Genomic DNA, 16,458 nt, shown 5'->3' on the forward strand with positions numbered 1-16,458 from the left:
GGGGATTTGGCACAGGGCGTATGCGAAGGGCAACCTTGACGGTACGAGCTGATGTTTCTCGTGACCATGAAAGACCCAGTAACCATCCGATTTCGGTGATTTGTACGCGCTGCCATGGTCAAAGAGTCGACCAGGCATAGAGCGCAATGACCCTCAGTCTAGGTAGCATCCGCCGAGTGCCGCCCGCTACCGACGGGCACGCCCCCGACAAAGGTTCTCGATGAGTGACGATTCCCCCGCGCCGACCCTCTCAGCCGCACCGCAGACCGGCAGGTCCGTGCGCCTCGCCAAGGGAGCTTCTCCCTGGCTGGTGCCGACCGCGCTGACCGCAGCGGTGACCGGTTGTGCGGCGCTCCGCTCCCGGCGCTGGGCCATTGCGGCCGTGCCGACGCTGGCGCTGACCGGCGGCATGCTGTGGTTCTTCCGCGACCCGGAGCGCACTCCGGTCGAGGAGGGCATCATCGCCTCCGCCGACGGCGTCGTGCAGAGCATCGACCCCTGGCCCGACGGGCGGACCAGGGTCGCGACGTTCATGAGCCCGTTGAACGTACATGTGAACCGCGCTCCCCTGACGGGTGTCGTCAAGTCCGTCGAGCACAAGCCGGGCGGTTTCGTCCCGGCGTTCAACAAGGAGAGCGAGCACAACGAGCGCGTGGTGTGGGTGTTCGACACGCCGCGCGGCGATGTCGAACTGGTGCAGATCGCGGGCACCGTGGCCCGGCGCATCGTGCCCTACCTGGAGCCGGGCCATGAGGTCGAGGTCGGCGAACGCATCGGCCTCATCCGCTTCGGCTCCCGCGTCGACGTGTACCTCCCGCCGGGCATCGAGCCCGCAGTGCAGGTCGGCCAGCGCACCCGAGCCGGGGAGACGCGCCTTGACCGGGACTGATTTCGACAAGTTCGACGGCTTCGAGCCGATCGAGTACGCCGACGAGCACCCGATTCCGCGCACCGACCCGGTTGCGGAGGAGACGCCCCTGTCGTCGCGCATCTCGGCGGCGGACGTCCTGACGCTGGGCAACGCCGCGTGTGGCTTCCTGGCGGTCTACTTCCTCGCCGTGGCCACCGTGGCGCAGCACATGGACGGGTACGGCGTACCGGCCGACCGCCGCAGTGCCGCCGCGGCGGTGGTCCTGATGCTCATCGGCGCGCTGTTCGACCTGTGCGACGGCCTGGTGGCGCGCAAGCTGCGGCGCTCGGCGCTGGGCGCGGAACTGGACAACCTGGCCGACGTCATCACCTTCGGCGTGGCCCCGGCGTTCTTCGTGGTCACCTGGGCGGCCATCCCGCTCGGCCCGGGCAAGACCCCGGCCGTGCTGGTGGCGCTGTCCGTGCTGATCGCGGGCGTGCTGCGGCTCGCCCGGTTCGCCTCGACACCCGGTCGCCCGGGCGTCTTCCAGGGCATGCCGATTCCGTTCGGCGCCCTGACGGTGGTCTCCATCGTGCTGCTCGACCTGCCGTTCGTGGTGGGCGCGGCCGGCATTCTGCTGACGGCGTGGCTCATGGTCAGCCGCATCGAGTACCCCAAGCCGCAGGGCAAGCTGGCGATCCTGACGATGCTGTTCATCGCGGCGAGTGTCAGCTGCCTGACGCTGTGGGCGACGGACTCGCCGGGCGGCGACGCGATGCTGACGATGGGTGCGAGCCTGCAGATCTCGCTGGCGCTGAGCATCCCGGTGGCGGCGATGACGCGGCGCGGCGCGCGGTTCATCGGCGTACGCATGATCCGCTAGCTCGACCGGCACCGAGCCACGCAACGCCCCCGGCGGTCCCCTGCGGACCGGCGGGGGCGTTTCGTCGTCCCGGGCTCCCGGGTACCCGGGAGCGATGCGCTTCGTTCAGCCAGGGCTCAGGGCCGTCCGGGTGGGCTGGTCCTGTTGCCGGACCGACATCGGCCACTTCTCCGCCGTGCTGCTGGGCCTGGCCTGCTACCCGCTCGCCGGCGGCCGCGGTACGTGGGACCCCGCCGCCTGGGCCCGCGGCGTACGCGCCCAGATCGCCACGGCGAGGGCCGCCCGCGCGACGCCCCGACCGAAGCGCCCTGACCGCTACAGCCTGACCGCGACGACCTGACCGACCCGTCGCGTCCCACGGCCGACGCACCACCGACCAAAGTCGATCGGATACCCGACTTCCGCCGCTGCCGCGGTGCCCGCACCCGTGGCTAGGCTCGACGGGCAGGATCGGCCCTGCCCCGCACCAGGCACGACACGAGGGAGTTCGGGAGATGTCCGGAGCCCCCGGTTCACACGTCGCGCGATGGGCGCACGGGCTGCGGCGCACCCGCCGGCAGTGGCGCAACGACGCCGCGCTCGGCGTCGCCGCCTTCCTCCTCGGCGTGCTGCTGCTGCTCGCGACGATCACCGACGACCCGCAGGCCCGGAACCACCTGCCGCTCCAGGTGACCGCGGGCACGCTCGCGGCCCTGGCGGTCACGCTGCTCCGCCGCAGGCACCCCACGGTCATCGCGGTGTTCTTCGCGGTGGCCGGGTTCATCGTCGTCCCGATCATGGGAAGCGCGATCGCGTCGTTCTTCAGCGTCGCGTCGTACCGCCGCGCGCGCACCGCGGTTCTGGTCGTCGGGCTGCACGTGGTGCTGGTGCTCGTGCTGTTCCGGATGGCGACGATCTCCTGGAGCGAGTACTGGCAGGCCAGCGGCACCTTCCTGTTCCTCGACGCGGTGGCGCTGACCAGCGGCATGCTGGTCCGCTCGCTGGGTCTGCGCGCCCGGCAGGCCGAGAACGAGCAGCGCCTGCGCGTCGACGAGGCACGCCATCTGGAACGCGAGCGCATCGCCCGCGAGATGCACGACGTGCTCGCGCACCGCATCTCGCTGCTCGCGGTGCACGCCGGCGCGCTCGAGTTCCGCGCGGGCGCGTCGCCGGAGGAGGCGCGCGCGGCAGGCGTGATCCGCCAGTGCGCGCACGACGCGCTGGAGGACCTGCGCGACGTGATCCGCATGCTGCGGACCGACGAAGGCGCGGCCGAGGCCGACGACGCCGGTGAAGCGGACCGTCCGCAGCCGACGCTCGCGGACCTGCCCTCGCTGGTCGAGCAGTCGCGGCGGGCAGGCGCGGCCGTCGAGTTCGCGTTCGCCGCCGTGGGCCGGGCACCCGACGCCGTGCCCCCCGACGAGGCCACGGCAAATGCGACGGCCAACGGGACGACCTACGCGACGGCCGACGGAGCCGGCGGCGGCAGTGGTGTCGCCGTCGGCGTGGATCCGTCCGCGGTTCCGGCGAGTTTGGGGCGGCACGCGTACCGCATCGTCCAGGAGGGCCTGACCAACGCGCGCAAGCACGCCCCCGGCGAGCCGGTTCGGGTACGCGTCGACACCACGGGCACGTCCGGCCTGCGCGTCGAGGTCGTCAACCCGCTGCCGACCCTGCCCGCACCCGGCGGTCCGATACCGGGGGCGGGCGCCGGCCTGATCGGTCTGGCCGAGCGCGTGACGCTGGCCGGAGGACGCCTCGAACACGGACCCGGCGGCGGAGAATTCCGACTGCGCGCCTGGCTACCGTGGACCCCGTGACCCCACACGAGCAGGATCCCCCGGCCACGCAGGACCCCGTACCGCAGGACCCGGCACCGGTCCGCGTCCTCCTGGTCGACGACGACGCACTCGTGCGCGCGGGGCTGTCGATGATGCTCTCCGGGCCCGAGGACATCCTCGTGGTCGGCGAGGCCGCCGACGGCAGCGAGGTCGATGCCGCGGTGCGCGAACACCGGCCGCACGTCGTGCTCATGGACATCCGCATGCCGACCATGGACGGCCTCGCCGCCACCGCACGGCTGCGCGGGCGACCGGATTCGCCGCAGGTCATCGTCATGACCACGTTCGACACCGACGACCACGTGCTGCGGGCGCTGCGCGCCGGGGCGGGCGGATTCCTGCTCAAGCACACCCCGCCCGCCGAGATCGCCCGCGCGATCCGCCTGGTGGCGTCCGGCGAGCCGATGGTGTCGCCGTCCGTGCTGCGCCGCATGATGCGCTACGTCGCCGACTCGGGCGGCAACCCGCGGCGCGACCGCGCCCGCGACCTGCTCGCCCGGCTGAGCCCCGGCGAACGCGAGGTCGCCCTACTGGTCGGACGCGGAGCGACGAACGCCGAGATCGGCCGCGAGCTCTCGCTGAGCGTGGCCACCGTCAAGGCGTACGTCTCCCGGCTGCTCACCAAGCTCGACCTCAACAACCGCGTGCAGATCGCCCTCCTGGTGCACGACGCCGACGAACGCCAGGACGGCGGCGACCCGGGCACCGTGACGGACGGACCGCGCGCGTAGCCTTTGGTCGCGCGGCAGTCGACGTACGGCCGATGCCGCGCGCCGGGTGGCGTCGGCAGGCTCGAAGGCATGATCCGAGTCGAACACCTCAGCAAGCGGTACGGCGACCACCGTGCCGTCGACGACGTCTCGTTCACGTGCGAACCCGGCACGGTGACCGGCTTCCTGGGCCCCAACGGAGCCGGCAAGTCGACGACCATGCGGATGATCTGCGGCCTCACCCAGCCCAGCGCCGGGACCTCCAGCGTGCTGGGGGTGCCGTACGGGACCATCCCCAACCCCGGGCGCCACGTCGGCGTGCTGCTCGACGCGTCGGCCCGGCACCCCGGGCGTACCGGGCGCGAGACGCTGACGCTGGCCGCGATGCTGCTCGGCGTTCCGCGTACGCGCGTGGACCAGGTCCTGGAGGAAGTGGGCCTGGCGGCGGCCGCCCGCCGCCGCGTGGGCGGCTACTCGTTCGGCATGCGCCAGCGGCTCGGCATCGCGCAGGCGGTGCTGGGCGATGCGGGCGTGCTGATCCTCGACGAACCGTCGAGCGGGCTCGATCCCGAGGGCATCCACCAGATGCGCGTCCTGCTCCGCGACTTCGCACGCCGCGGCGGCACGGTGCTGCTGTCGTCGCACCTGCTCTTCGAGGTCGAGGCGATCGCCGACCGCTACGTCATGATCGCGGGCGGCCGGATCGTCGCGCAGGGCCCCAAGGACGAGCTGCTGCGCGGGCGTTCCGGCGCGGTCGTACGGGCCGGCGACCCGGCCGCGCTCCGCGAGGCGCTGGACCGCACGGGCCTCGAAGTGCGCGACACGCACGCCGACGGCTCGATCGTCGTCGGGGCGGACCCCGAGCAGGTCGGCCTCGCGGCGGCCCGGCACGGCGTCGCACTCGTCGAGCTGCGCGGCGCGGAGGACCTGGGCCTGGAGGAGCTGTTCCTGAGCCTCACCGGCTCGCAGACCGCCGAGGAGGCGAAGGCGCGATGAGCCTGCACACCACGACCAGGCGGGATCCCGTGGAGACGGTCTTCGTGCCGGAGACGGCCCCGGCCGCGCCCACGCAGTGGATGTTGACCAAGGTCGAGTTGCGCAAGATGACGGACACCCGGTCCGGACGCTGGGTGCTGGCGGTGATCGTCCTCGCGATGATCGCGATGGTGTGCCTCATCGTCTTCGCGGGCGCGGACGGCGACCGCGAGGTGCCGGAGCTGTTCCTCGCCTCGCAGCTGGGCCTGTCGGTGCTGCTGCCGGTGATCGGCATCCTGTCGGTGACCGCCGAGTGGTCGCAACGCAGCGGCCTGTCGACGTTCGCGCTCGTCCCGAAGCGGCATCGCGTCGTGTTCGCCAAGTTCGCGGCCGGCGTGATCATTTCGGTCGCGGGCATCGCGCTGAGCGCGGTCGTGACGTACGGCGGACAGGCGCTGGCCATCGCCACCGACAACGCCGAGGGCGGGTGGGGCATCCCCGCGGATCTCGTCGCGACCCGCCTGCTGGACTGCGTCATCGCGGTCGCGTCGGGCATCGCCTTCGGCATGCTGCTGTCGAGCCCCATGCTGTCGGTGCTGACGTTCTACGGGTTGCCGCTCGTCCTGGGCATCCTCGGCGGCACGGTCGCCGCGACGGCGGACACGATGGAGTGGGTCAACCCCGGCCAGGCGATGTCACCGCTCAGCGAACGCGGCGGCATCTCGGGTACGGAGTGGGCGCGGGTACTGTGCAACACCGCCGTGTTCGGCGTGGCCCTCTTCGTCGCGGGCCTCTACCGCACGTCCCGCCGCGAAGTAACCTGACCGGCGAGGGCCACCGGCGCCGATGACCGGCGCCTCGCACGCCTCCGCCGCTCCGAACGCCTCGGCCGCCGGGCGCGGACGCCGTTCCGGCGGCGTGGCCGCCCGGGCCCGGCCGTGAATCCCATTCCGCGCAATACCCGCCGGTCGGACGCGTGATCGCGAACGAGGAGGACTGTGTACGACATCAAGGACCCGCAAGCCGCCGCGCACGCCGTCAGCGACGCGAACCGCGTGTGGGGGCTGCGGTTCGGGCTCGGCGAACGGTTCGCGGACGGGCTCCAGGGCGGCGCGTGGAACCTCGCCGAACCCGGCGGGCGACGCGCCGTCCTGAAGCTGCGCCGCGCCGACCCCCGCATGCCGATCGGCGACGTCGCGCGGGCCGTCGAACGCGTGCGCGGCGCCGGCTATCCCACGCCGCGGTGGCTCGCCACCGGCGATCCGGGCGGCGGGCTCACCTACCACGTGCAGGAGTTCGCGTACGGCAACGCCTCGACCCCGTTGACACCGGACACGATCCGCCCGCTCCTGGACACACTGGAACTGCACGCCGGGCTCGACCCGCTCCCCTCCCGCGACAGGTCCGCCGAGGCATCGGCATCGTCGACGGGCGAGGGGCCCGGCAGCCTCCGGCGTGCCGTGGCGGCGCTCGGGGAACCGGGCACCGCCCTGCTCGACCGCTACGACCGGCTCCTCGCCGCGGCCGGGCCCACGCCGCTGCCCGGCGGAGACCTCGTGCACGGGGACTTCAACAGCGTCAACATCCTCCTGCGCGCCGACGGCACCGTGTCCGCGGTGATCGACATCGACGAACTCGGCAGCGGCACGAGAGTCCTCGACTACGCGGCGCTGCTGCGGGAGGCGTACGTCGAGGGCTACCACCCCGACGTCGCCGCGCGCATCCGCGCAGCCGCCGTACGCGTCGCCGGCCCCGCCGTCCTGGCCTGGTGCGCCGCCCCGGCGGCCTTCTTCATCGCCCCCTTCAAAGCCCGGCACCAGCCCCACCGGCTCGCCGCGACCCTCGACCACCTGCACACCCTGGCCGACGACCTGGCAAAAGCGTTCTAGCCGACCGCCCCACGCATCACACACCACCCAGGCGGTGGTCGAGGCCGGTCCAGCGTTTGCCGGCGGAGACCGTGCGGACGGCTTGGCCCAGGGCTCGGCGTGAACCCACCAGGACCACCAGTTTCTTGGCGCGGGTGACCGCGGTGTAGAGCAGGTTGCGCTGCAGCATCATCCAGGCGCTGGTGGTCACCGGGATCACGACGGCCGGGTACTCGCTGCCCTGGGAGCGGTGGATGGTCACCGCGTACGCGTGCGCCAGTTCGTCGAGTTCGGCGAAGTCGTAGGGGACTTCCTCGTCCTCCTCGGTGCGCACCGTCAGCTTCTGGTCGTCCGGGTTGATGCCGGTGACGACTCCGCCGGTGCCGTTGAAGACGCCGGACTCGCCCTTCTCGTAGTTGTTGCGGATCTGGGTGACCTTGTCACCGACGCGGAAGGTGCGTCCGCCGAAGCGCTTTTCGAGGAGGCCGGGACGCGACGGTGTCAGGGCCTCCTGCAGGAGCAGGTTCAGCGCGCCCGCTCCCGCCGGGCCGCGGTGCATCGGGGCGAGCACCTGGACGTCGCGGCGCGGATCGAGGCCGAACTTCCCCGGGATGCGACGTGCGACGACGTCGACGGTCAGCGTCGCGGCTTCCTCGGCCTCCTCCACCGGGAACAGGAAGAAGTCGGCGAGGCCGTCGGTGACCGGCGGGCGTCCGGCGTTGATGCGGTGGGCGTTGGTCACCACGCCGGACTGCTGCGCCTGCCGGAAGATCCGGGTCAGGCGTACGCGCGGCAGCGGCGCGGCGGCCAGCATGTCGCGCAGCACCTCGCCGGCGCCGACGCTCGGGAGCTGGTCGACGTCGCCGACGAACAGCAGGTGTGCGCCCGGCGGCACGGCCTTGACCAGGCGGTTCGCGAGAAGGAGGTCGAGCATCGACGCCTCGTCGACGACGACGAGATCCGCGTCCAGCGGGCGGTCCTGGTCGTACGCCGCGTCTCCCCCCGGCCGCAGCTCCAACAGCCGGTGCACGGTGGCCGCCTCACACCCCGTCAGCTCCGCCAGCCGCTTGGCGGCGCGCCCGGTCGGGGCGGCGAGCACGACCTTGGCCTTGCGGGCGCGGGCCAGTTCGACGACGGAACGCACGGTGAAGCTCTTGCCGCAGCCGGGCCCGCCGGTGAGCACGGCGACCTTCTCGGTCAGCGCGAGGCGTACCGCGGCTTCCTGCTCGGGGGCCAGTTCGGTGCCGGTCAGGCCGCGCAGCCAGGCCAGCGCCTTGTCCCAGTCGACGGTGGCGAACGCCGCGAGCCGGTCGTCGCGGGCGCCGAGGAGACCGCGCAGACGCGATGCGAGCGAGAGCTCCGCGCGGTGGAACGGCACGAGGTAGACGGCCTCGACCGGGTCGCCCTGGGATCCGGACGGCGTGACCGGCCCCGGCATCTCCTCGCGCACGACGCCCTCCTCGGCCACGAGTTCGTCGAGGCAGCCGCGTACGAGGTCGGCCGCGACGTCGAGGATCTTGACGGCGTCGTCGACCAGTTCGTCCTGCGGGAGGTAGCAGTGGCCGTTGTCGGCCCCTTCCGAGAGCGTGAACTGCAGTCCGGCCTTCACGCGTTGCGGTGAGTCGTGCGGTATGCCGACGGCCCGGGCGATGGCGTCTGCGGTCTTGAAGCCGATCCCCCACACGTCGGACGCGAGGCGGTAGGGCTCGGTGCGGACTATCTCGATCGACCGCTCGGCGTACTCCTTCCAGATGCGCACCGCGGGCGACGTCGAGATGCCGATGCCCTGCAGGAAGACCATGACCTCCTTGATGGCCTTCTGCTCGACCCATGCGGCGGCGATGAGGTCGCGGCGCTTGGGGCCGAGGCCGGGCACCTCGATGAGGCGCTGGACGTCCTCCTCGATGACGTCGAGCGCGTCCACGCCGAAGTGCTCGACGATGCGGTCGGCCATCTTCGGGCCGATGCCCTTGATGAGCCCGGAGCCGAGATAGCGGCGAATGCCCTGGACGGTCGCGGGAAGCACGGTCTCGTACGCGTCCACGAGGAACTGCTTGCCGTACTGCGGGTGGCTCCCCCATCGCCCCCACATGCGCAGCGACTCGCCGGGCTGCGCGCCCAGCAGCGGGCCGACGACGGTGAGCAGTTCGCCGACGCCGGCGCCGCGCCCGGTGTCTACGCGCCCGACCGTCCAGCCGTTCTCGTCGTTCTGGTAGGTGATGCGCTCGAGCACCGCTTCCAGGCGCGCGGGCGACCCCTGCCCGGGGCCCCCGGGCGCGCCGCCCCCGGGCGTGGCCCCCGCTCGGGGGCCGCCCGGCACGCCGGGCGAGGCGGCCTGCGTACCTGCTGTCATGACGCTTGAGGCTAGTCCGTCACCCGGACACGCACGGCGGGTTGTCCACAGGCCTTCCGGGCTGGGGACGGCCGCCCGCCCCGGCGGCGGACGCGCCGCTCAGGGACGCGTCACGCCGATCGGATTGGGCACCGGCACCGCCTCGGTGTCGATCAGATGCCGGGCCAGTGGCGTGGCCAGCGCGATCGCCTCCTCGGCGGCGTACTCGCCGAGCGCCCGGATCGGCGCCGAGGCGAGGCGGTTCGTGGACTGCTCGACCGAGGCGCGCAGCGCCACCCCTGCTTCCGTGAGGTTGCCCTCGGTGTCCAGAACGCCGCGCCCGATGAGCTCGACGAGTGCCCGCTCCCACTGCTTCTCGGTCCAGCCCCGGGACACCAGCAGCCGCTCCCCCGGCGCCAGTCCGGCGGCGGCGTGGGTGACGGACGCCTGGAGGCCGTCCAATCCGTGGTCGACGGCCGTGAACACATGGCCGTCGCCCCGGTGTTCGCGCAGCACGGTGGCGGCGAGCCAGACGCGCAGGCGAGGGTGGGCGTCCTCGGGCAGGCGTACGCCCGACCACGCCGCCGCCAGCGGCCGCGCCCCGAAGTCGCAGGATCCCGCGGCGTGTTCGAGCAGCGTCGCGAGGCGGGTCAGGTCCGCGTCGGCCGGCAGGGCGCGGGCCAGCGCGCGGTCGACGGCGTCGAGGCGGGAGTCCAGGACCTCGCGCGGCGAGGCGAAGGACCACGCGTCGGGCAGCGCGCGGGCCACCTTGTCCGGGGCGAAGCCGAAGAACATCGCACCGACCGCCTCGGGGCCGATGGCGCCCAACGGGGCCGCACGGCCCGCGAAGTAGCCCATGAACCAGCCCTTGAGGCCCGCCTTCGTGGCCGCGTCGCCCACCTCGGGCGCGAAGTAGACCAGTGCGTGGATGGGTTCGATGCCCGCCCACAGGCGTCGCGCCGGGTGGTTCTCGTAGGACCCGCCGTCCGCTCCGGCTGTCGTGTCGCGTGTCATGTCGCCCTTCCTGTCTCGACGCCCAGCACCGCGCGCCCGGCTTCTCGCGCCCAGCTTCTCGCGCTCAGCTTCTCGCGCCCGGCTTCTCATGCCCCGTCGGTCGCGCACACCGGCCGGCCTCACGCCCGATCGGCTGTCTCCGCGACCGCCGTCGTCGTCTCACCGGCACGGTACGCCGCCGGACCGCCCGGTGCCGCGCCCCTCCGCCGCCCGGCGAGCAGAACCGACACGGCGGAGGCGCCCAGCGACGCGCCCGCCAGCAGATACCAGAGCCGGTCGAAATCGTCCGCCGCCCCGTCCCCGGCCATCGGGCTGCCGAGCACCACCACCGCGAGCGACACCCCGAGCACCGAACCGAGTTGGCGCAGCATCGTCACCACACCCGAGCCGGTCGCCGCGTGCTCCTGGGGCAGCGCGGTGACCGCCGCCGCGACGAGCGTGGGCAGCATGAGGCCGACGCCGAGGCCGGTGAGCATCATGCCGGGCAGCATCGAGGCCGCGTACGCGCTGTCCGCCTCCAGGGTTGCCGCCCACCACAGCGTTCCGCCCGCGAAGAGCGCGCCGCCGACCGAGGCGAGCAGTCCCGGTCCGGTGCGGGCCGCCCACTTGCCGGCCAGGATCGCGGTCGGCGGCACGAGCAGCGGTCCGGGCGTGATCGCAAGCCCGGTGCGCAGCGCCGACCACCCCCAAACGCCTTGCGCCCACAGGGTGATGCCGAGCAGCATGCCCGCGAACGCCAGGCCGAACAGCACCGACGCGACGCCCGCGACGCCGAACGCCCGTACGCGCACCAGTGCGGGTTCCACGACCGGGCGGGGGTGCCGGGCCGTGCGCACCACGAACCACGCTGCCAGCACCGCGAAAACGGCCCACGCCGCGAGCGCCCGCGGTGACGCCCAACCCCACTCGTCGGCCTTCACCAGCCCCAGGGCCAGCGCCCCGATGCCGACCGTCACCAGGGCCGAGCCGAGCAGGTCGGGCAGCGGGCCCCGCTCGCCGACCGGCGGCCCAGCGGGCAGGACGCGCGCCCCGACGACGACCGCGGCGATGCCGATGGGCACGTTGACCAGGAACACCCAGCGCCACCCGGGCTCGGCGAGCAGGCCGCCGAGCACCGGGCCGACGGCGGCCGCGACTCCGCCGACCGCGGTCCACACGCGCACCACCGCGGCACGCCGCTCGGGCGGGTACGAGGTGAGCAGCAGACCGAGCGAGGACGGCATGAGCAGCGCGGCGCCGGCGGCCTGCAGCAGCCGGGCGCCGACGAGCCACCCGACACCGGGAGCGGCGGCGCAGAGCACCGACGCGAGGGTGAAGACCGCGGTGCCGCGCAGGAAAACGGTGCGGTGTCCGCTGCGGTCGGCGAGGCGGCCCGCGGGCACGAGCAACGCCGCGAACACGACCGCGTAGCCGTTGAGCACCCACGAGAGGTCGGCGAGGTCGGCACCCGGCCAGGTCTCGGCGATCGACGGGACGGCCACGTTGACGATGAACAGGTCGACGTTGACCAGGACGACACCGGCACAGACCACGGCGGCGACCAGCCCGCGGCCCCGGGAGGGGTCGCGGGGCACGGATTCGGACATCGGCTCCCCTTGCCTGCTACTTGCCGGTCACGCGCCTGCCGCTTGCCGAGTGGCGCGTGCTGCGTGCTGCGTGCTGCGTGCCGGCTCTTGCTTGCCTGCCTGCCGCCCGGCGCCCGGCGCTTCGTGCCGCCGGTGCGTACCGCCCGGTGAGTTCCATGACGCAACTCACCGTAGAGACAGTGAGTCCTTTCACGCAACCCACTACGCTGGGTCCATGCGCCGCAAGAGCTTCGAAGACATGCCGTGCTCGGTCGCCCAGTTCTTGGAGGTGGCCGGGGAGTGGTGGAGCATGCTCGTGGTGCGCGATGCCTTCCTCGGCGTCACGCGCTTCGACGACTTCCACGCGCGCCTGGGCATCTCGCGCAATGTGCTCGCACAGCGCCTCGAACACCTCGTCGGACACGGGGTGTTGGCGCGCCAGGCGTACCAGGACAATCCGGTGCGGTACGACTACCGCCTCACCGACAAGGGCCGCGCCCTGTGGCCGGTGCTGACCGCGATGCGACAGTGGGGCGACGAGTGGGCCGCTCCCGACGGGCCCCCGCTGGCCCTCGTGCACAAGTCCTGCGGGCACACCATGACCGCCGTGATGGTGTGCGAGGACTGCGGTGAGCGCGTGGGCCCCGGGCAGGTCAGGGTGTCGTCGGGACCCGGCGATCCGGAGGGGTCCGTTCTGCCGCCCCACCTGCACCGCAAGGACCGCACGCCGGCGGAGTGACACCCTGCGCGACCGGCCGCGGGAACCCCCGACGACGCCGTCACGTTCCGTTGGGTGGTGGACGCAGACACCATTGACTGTGCCAAATATCGGCGATAGCTTCACGGCACCCGGAACCTGCGGCGGCAATCGTGCGCGCTGGTACACGCACACAACGCGGCCAGGCTCCCAGCTTCACCCGCGAACTGCGATAACCGCACGTGGCGGTCCGCCCGCCCCCGTGCCGAGCAGAAGGACCATGCGCATGCCTGTCATCAACGAGCAGATCGAGATCGCCGCCGCGCCCGAGGCGGTCTGGGAGAAGCTCGCCAACTTCGGCAACTTCCCCCAGTGGATGGTCCCCCACGTCGAGTTCCCCGGCGGAGGCCCGGAGAAGCTCGAGGCCGGCGTCGAGTACGACGAGAAGATGAAGCTCATGGGCTTCCCGGCGGACATCAAGTGGACGATCAAGAACGTCGAGCCGGGCGTCCGCATCGACCTCGACGGCAAGGGCCCGATGGGCGTCAGCATGGTCGAGTCGTTCATCGTCGAGGCCGCCGGCGACGGCACGCTCTTCAAGATCGACTCCGAGGTCAAGGGCGGCGCGGTCTCGATGATGGCCGGCAAGGTCACCAAGGCCACCCAGGAGGCCCTGGTCGAGTCCCTCGGCAAGTTCAAGGCGCTCTTCGCCTGAGCCTTCGCCTGGCGTGAGCATCCACGCGCCCCGCACCGGACGCCCGCCTGACCTGTGATACTTGACCATTCGTCATGTCTCACTGGACTCAAGGTGGGTCGCCGGTACGGGGCGCGTTGCGCGTTCCCCGGGCGTCCCGGAAGGGACGTGTCTTGCCCGCGAATCCCCCCGCGACATCCCCGGGGAACCCGTTCCCGTGGCCGATCCACCAGACCACGCTCGGTAACGGCCTGCGTGTGGTGGTCAGCCCGGACCCGTCCGTCCCACTGGCCGCCGTCAACCTCTGGTACGACGTCGGCGCACGCCATGAACCACCCGGCAGGCACGGCTTCGCGCACCTCTTCGAGCACCTGATGTTCGAGGGCTCCGCCCATGTCGCGAAGGGCGAGCACTTCGCGTTCGTGCAGTCCTGCGGCGGCGACGCGATCAACGCGTCCACCAGCCCCGACCGCACGAACTACTACCAGACCGTGCCCTCCGGGCAGCTCGAACTCGCGCTGTGGCTCGAGGCGGACCGCATGGGCTCGCTCGCGCTCACCCAGGAGACGCTGGACAACCAGCGCGACGTGGTCAAGAACGAGCGGCGCCAGCGCTACGACAACGTGCCGTACGGCCGGTGGAGCGAGGTGATGGTCGAACTCGCCTACCCCGAGGGCCATCCGTACGCGCACTCGACGATCGGCTCGATGGCCGAGCTGGACAGCGCGACCCTCGCCGACTTCACCGAGTTCCACGCCACCTACTACGCGCCGGACAACGCCGTGCTCACCGTGGTGGGCGACGTCGACCCCGACAACGTGGTCGCCCTCGCGGAGCGCTACTTCGGACGCCTGCGGCCGCGCGGGACCTTCCCGGCCCCCGAAGCCGCCGAGCTGCCGCGTCGGTTCGGGGCGGGCCGCGCGGTGACGCTCGTCGAAGACGTGCCGCTGCCCCGGGTGTTCCTGTGCCACCGCGGCCCCGCCTGGGGCTCGCCGGACTCCGCCGCGGCCGAGATCCTGGCCACCGTGCTCGGCCGGGGACGCGGGTCGCGGCTGTACCGCGGGCTCGTGACGGACCGTCGACTCGCCCAGTCGGAAAGCGGGTTCATGGCCTCCTGGGGGCTCATGCACCACGCCTCCATGATCATGGGCGCGTGCGCGCCGCGCGAGGGGATCGAGCCGGAGGCGGTCGTCGCGGCGTACGCGGAGATCTGCGACGAAGCCGCGCGCGGCGGCGTCACGGCGGCCGAACTGGAGCGCGCCCGCGCCATGCTCACCGGCGACTGGCTGCGCGAACTCGCCACCGTCAACGGCCGCGCCGACGCGCTGGGACAGTACGCGACGCGCTTCGGCGACGCCGCGAGCATCCGGGACCGCGTCGCCCTGCTCGACGCGGTGACCGCCGAGGACGTGCTGCGCGTCGCCGCCGACACCTTCCGCCCCGACAACCGCATCGTGCTCAGCTACCTGCCGCAGGCGAAGACCGCGGGCGAACCCGAGGCCACCGACGCCGATACCGATGCCGATGCCGACACGGGTGCCGACGACGCCGTCGACGGGACCGGCGACACCGCGCGCGGCACCTCGGCCGCCGACGAGGAGGACGCAGCGTGAGCACCACCACCCCCGCGGGCGACCGGGCCACCGACGCCGCTGCGGACGGGACTTCGTCCGCCGAGCTGCTGGTCGCCGAGCGCCCGTTCGGCGCCGGGCCGCGCCCGTACACCTTTCCCGAGGTGCGGCGCGTGCGCGTGGCGGGCGGCGAGATCGTCGCCGCGCACCTGCCCGGCCGTGCGATGGCATGGGCGGGCCTCGTCCTGGAGGCCGGCGCGCTGCACGAACCTCCGGGCCTGGAAGGGCTCTCCCGGGCGACCGGCGGCCTGCTCGACGAAGGCACCGAGAACTATTCGGCCGACGAGTTCGCCCTCGCCGTCGAGGGCATGGGCGCCCGCTGGACCTGGGGTCACGAGTGGGAGACGCAGAGCATCGGCGTCGACGTCCCGGTCGCCCGGCTCGCGGACGGCGTCGACCTGCTCGCCGAGGCCGTACGCCGCCCCGCGTTCACCGACCAGGACGTCGAGCGGTTCCTCGCCGACATCGCAAGCTCCCTCAAGCACCAGTGGGCGCAGCCCGGAACGCGGGCGCTGGAGACGTACCGGCGGGCGCTGTTCGGTCCGGACAGCCGCTACGGCAGCCTGCTCGACGGCACGCCGACCAGCAACGCGGGGGTGACGGCGGAGCACATCCGCGACTTCCACGCCCGGCGCATGACCTCCGCCGGGACCCTCGTGGTGGCCGCCGACCTCGACGCGGTGGACCTGGCGGGGCTCGGCCGCGCGGTGTTCGACGGCGCCTCCGGGCCCGACGGCCGGGCGGACGACTCGCCCGGCCCGCAAGACCCGGCGGGCGTACGGGTGCTGCTCGTGGACCGCCCCGGCGCGGTGCAGTCCGTGCTGCGCATGGGCCACACGGCACCGCCCCGGTCCACCCCCGACCTCGTCGCCATCGACCTGTTCGCGGAGGTGCTGGGCGGCTCGTTCACGTCGCGGCTCAACCACCAGCTGCGCGAGGTCAAGGGCTACACGTACGGCGCCGGCGCATCCTTCGCGCACGGCCGCCGGGTGGGCACCTTCACGGTGGCCGCCTCGGTGCACACCGAGGTCACCGCGGACGCCGTCGCCGACGCGCTCACCGAGGTCCGGCGCATGCACGAACACGGGGTGACCGAGGAGGAGTTCGGCACCACCAAGACCCACGTACTGGGGAGCGTGCCGATCCGCCTCCAGACGCCGCGCGGCATCGGAGGCCGGGTGCGCGAAGCGGTCGTGCACGGGCTCCCGGACGACCATGTCACGCGGCAGTACGCCGAGATCGTGGCGGCCGAGCCCGCGGAGGCGACCCGTGCCGCGGCGACGTACCTGCGCCCGGACGCACTCACGGTCGTGGTCGAGGGCGACGCGGCCAAGGTGCTCCCGGGCCTGGAGGCGGCCGGGTTCGACGTGACGCGGGTGGCCGACTGACGCAGCTGTACGCCGGGCCCGCGAGACCGCG

General features: G+C 72.8%; 15 protein-coding genes. 12 read left to right on the forward strand and 3 right to left on the reverse strand.

Annotated features, from left to right (window positions below; translation table 11 throughout):
* Nucleotides 1–220: 220 nt before the first annotated feature.
* From ACWD12_RS10090 to ACWD12_RS10125, 8 genes are all read left to right on the forward strand, one after another.
* Complete coding sequence (locus ACWD12_RS10090) at nt 221–889, forward strand: phosphatidylserine decarboxylase (protein ID WP_358355085.1); 669 nt, start codon at nt 221–223, stop codon at nt 887–889.
* The gene (pssA, locus tag ACWD12_RS10095; RefSeq protein ID WP_358355083.1) at nt 876–1,733 is read left to right on the forward strand and encodes a CDP-diacylglycerol--serine O-phosphatidyltransferase; all 858 of its coding nucleotides are present in this window, start codon (nt 876–878) and stop codon (nt 1,731–1,733) included. Before ACWD12_RS10090 ends, pssA begins: the two co-directional genes overlap by 14 nt.
* A gap of 94 nt (nt 1,734–1,827) precedes the next feature.
* Complete coding sequence (locus tag ACWD12_RS10100; protein WP_450099127.1) at nt 1,828–2,073, forward strand: rhomboid-like protein; 246 nt, start codon at nt 1,828–1,830, stop codon at nt 2,071–2,073.
* 154 nt (nt 2,074–2,227) lie between these two features.
* Nucleotides 2,228–3,532, forward strand: a complete 1,305-nt coding sequence (locus ACWD12_RS10105) for a sensor histidine kinase (RefSeq protein ID WP_450099128.1) — start codon at nt 2,228–2,230, stop codon at nt 3,530–3,532.
* Nucleotides 3,529–4,284 carry a response regulator transcription factor gene (locus ACWD12_RS10110; protein WP_450099129.1) on the forward strand — a complete coding sequence of 252 codons (756 nt, stop codon included), beginning with the start codon at nt 3,529–3,531 and terminating at the stop codon, nt 4,282–4,284. Before ACWD12_RS10105 ends, ACWD12_RS10110 begins: the two co-directional genes overlap by 4 nt.
* 69 nt (nt 4,285–4,353) lie before the next feature.
* Nucleotides 4,354–5,259 (forward strand): ABC transporter ATP-binding protein, encoded by a 906-nt coding sequence (locus ACWD12_RS10115; protein WP_450099130.1) that lies wholly within the window; start codon nt 4,354–4,356, stop codon nt 5,257–5,259.
* The gene (locus ACWD12_RS10120; RefSeq protein WP_450099131.1) at nt 5,256–6,062 is read left to right on the forward strand and encodes an ABC transporter permease; all 807 of its coding nucleotides are present in this window, start codon (nt 5,256–5,258) and stop codon (nt 6,060–6,062) included. The genes ACWD12_RS10115 and ACWD12_RS10120 overlap by 4 nt, the downstream gene beginning before the upstream one ends.
* A gap of 174 nt (nt 6,063–6,236) precedes the next feature.
* The gene (locus ACWD12_RS10125) at nt 6,237–7,127 is read left to right on the forward strand and encodes an aminoglycoside phosphotransferase family protein (protein WP_450099132.1); all 891 of its coding nucleotides are present in this window, start codon (nt 6,237–6,239) and stop codon (nt 7,125–7,127) included.
* 16 nt (nt 7,128–7,143) lie between these two features.
* Here ACWD12_RS10125 and recD2 read toward each other — a convergent pair whose 3' ends face one another.
* The 3 genes from recD2 to ACWD12_RS10140 form a co-directional block, all read right to left on the reverse strand.
* Entirely contained in the window at nt 7,144–9,459 is a 2,316-nt protein-coding gene (gene recD2, locus ACWD12_RS10130) for an SF1B family DNA helicase RecD2 (RefSeq protein WP_450099133.1), read from the reverse strand.
* A 99-nt stretch (nt 9,460–9,558) separates the two neighbouring features.
* Nucleotides 9,559–10,452, reverse strand: coding sequence for an SCO6745 family protein (locus ACWD12_RS10135; protein WP_450099134.1), 894 nt, complete (start codon nt 10,450–10,452; stop codon nt 9,559–9,561).
* 119 nt (nt 10,453–10,571) lie between these two features.
* Nucleotides 10,572–12,038: a DHA2 family efflux MFS transporter permease subunit gene (locus ACWD12_RS10140; protein WP_450099135.1), complete on the reverse strand. Its 1,467-nt coding sequence runs from the start codon at nt 12,036–12,038 to the stop codon at nt 10,572–10,574.
* 214 nt (nt 12,039–12,252) lie between these two features.
* On the opposite strand from ACWD12_RS10140, the gene ACWD12_RS10145 reads away from it, so the two are divergent.
* The 4 genes from ACWD12_RS10145 to ACWD12_RS10160 all read left to right on the forward strand — a co-directional run bounded on the left by ACWD12_RS10145 (nt 12,253) and on the right by ACWD12_RS10160 (nt 16,427).
* The gene (locus ACWD12_RS10145) at nt 12,253–12,756 is read left to right on the forward strand and encodes a winged helix-turn-helix transcriptional regulator (protein WP_450099136.1); all 504 of its coding nucleotides are present in this window, start codon (nt 12,253–12,255) and stop codon (nt 12,754–12,756) included.
* Nucleotides 12,757–13,000: 244 nt separating this feature from the next.
* On the forward strand, nt 13,001–13,429 hold the full coding sequence (locus tag ACWD12_RS10150) for a type II toxin-antitoxin system Rv0910 family toxin (protein ID WP_358355065.1): 429 nt from the start codon (nt 13,001–13,003) through the stop codon (nt 13,427–13,429).
* A gap of 152 nt (nt 13,430–13,581) precedes the next feature.
* The gene (locus ACWD12_RS10155; protein WP_450099137.1) at nt 13,582–15,021 is read left to right on the forward strand and encodes a M16 family metallopeptidase; all 1,440 of its coding nucleotides are present in this window, start codon (nt 13,582–13,584) and stop codon (nt 15,019–15,021) included.
* Entirely contained in the window at nt 15,018–16,427 is a 1,410-nt protein-coding gene (locus ACWD12_RS10160; protein ID WP_450099138.1) for a M16 family metallopeptidase, read from the forward strand. Before ACWD12_RS10155 ends, ACWD12_RS10160 begins: the two co-directional genes overlap by 4 nt.
* The last annotated feature ends 31 nt before the right edge of the window (nt 16,428–16,458 follow it).

This window comes from Streptodolium elevatio, from assembly GCF_053592165.1.

Bases quoted from the DNA above. Each gene is read 5' to 3' on its own strand.
- ACWD12_RS10090 (WP_358355085.1), top strand. From the start codon at position 221: ATGAGTGACGATTCCCCCGCGCCGACCCTCTCAGCCGCACCGCAGACC.
- ACWD12_RS10100 (WP_450099127.1), top strand. From the start codon at position 1,828: ATGCGCTTCGTTCAGCCAGGGCTCAGGGCCGTCCGGGTGGGCTGGTCC.
- ACWD12_RS10105 (WP_450099128.1), top strand. From the start codon at position 2,228: ATGTCCGGAGCCCCCGGTTCACACGTCGCGCGATGGGCGCACGGGCTG.
- ACWD12_RS10115 (WP_450099130.1), top strand. From the start codon at position 4,354: ATGATCCGAGTCGAACACCTCAGCAAGCGGTACGGCGACCACCGTGCC.
- ACWD12_RS10120 (WP_450099131.1), top strand. From the start codon at position 5,256: ATGAGCCTGCACACCACGACCAGGCGGGATCCCGTGGAGACGGTCTTC.
- recD2 (WP_450099133.1), bottom strand. From the start codon at position 9,459: ATGACAGCAGGTACGCAGGCCGCCTCGCCCGGCGTGCCGGGCGGCCCC.
- ACWD12_RS10135 (WP_450099134.1), bottom strand. From the start codon at position 10,452: ATGACACGCGACACGACAGCCGGAGCGGACGGCGGGTCCTACGAGAAC.
- ACWD12_RS10140 (WP_450099135.1), bottom strand. From the start codon at position 12,038: ATGTCCGAATCCGTGCCCCGCGACCCCTCCCGGGGCCGCGGGCTGGTC.
- ACWD12_RS10145 (WP_450099136.1), top strand. From the start codon at position 12,253: ATGCGCCGCAAGAGCTTCGAAGACATGCCGTGCTCGGTCGCCCAGTTC.
- ACWD12_RS10150 (WP_358355065.1), top strand. From the start codon at position 13,001: ATGCCTGTCATCAACGAGCAGATCGAGATCGCCGCCGCGCCCGAGGCG.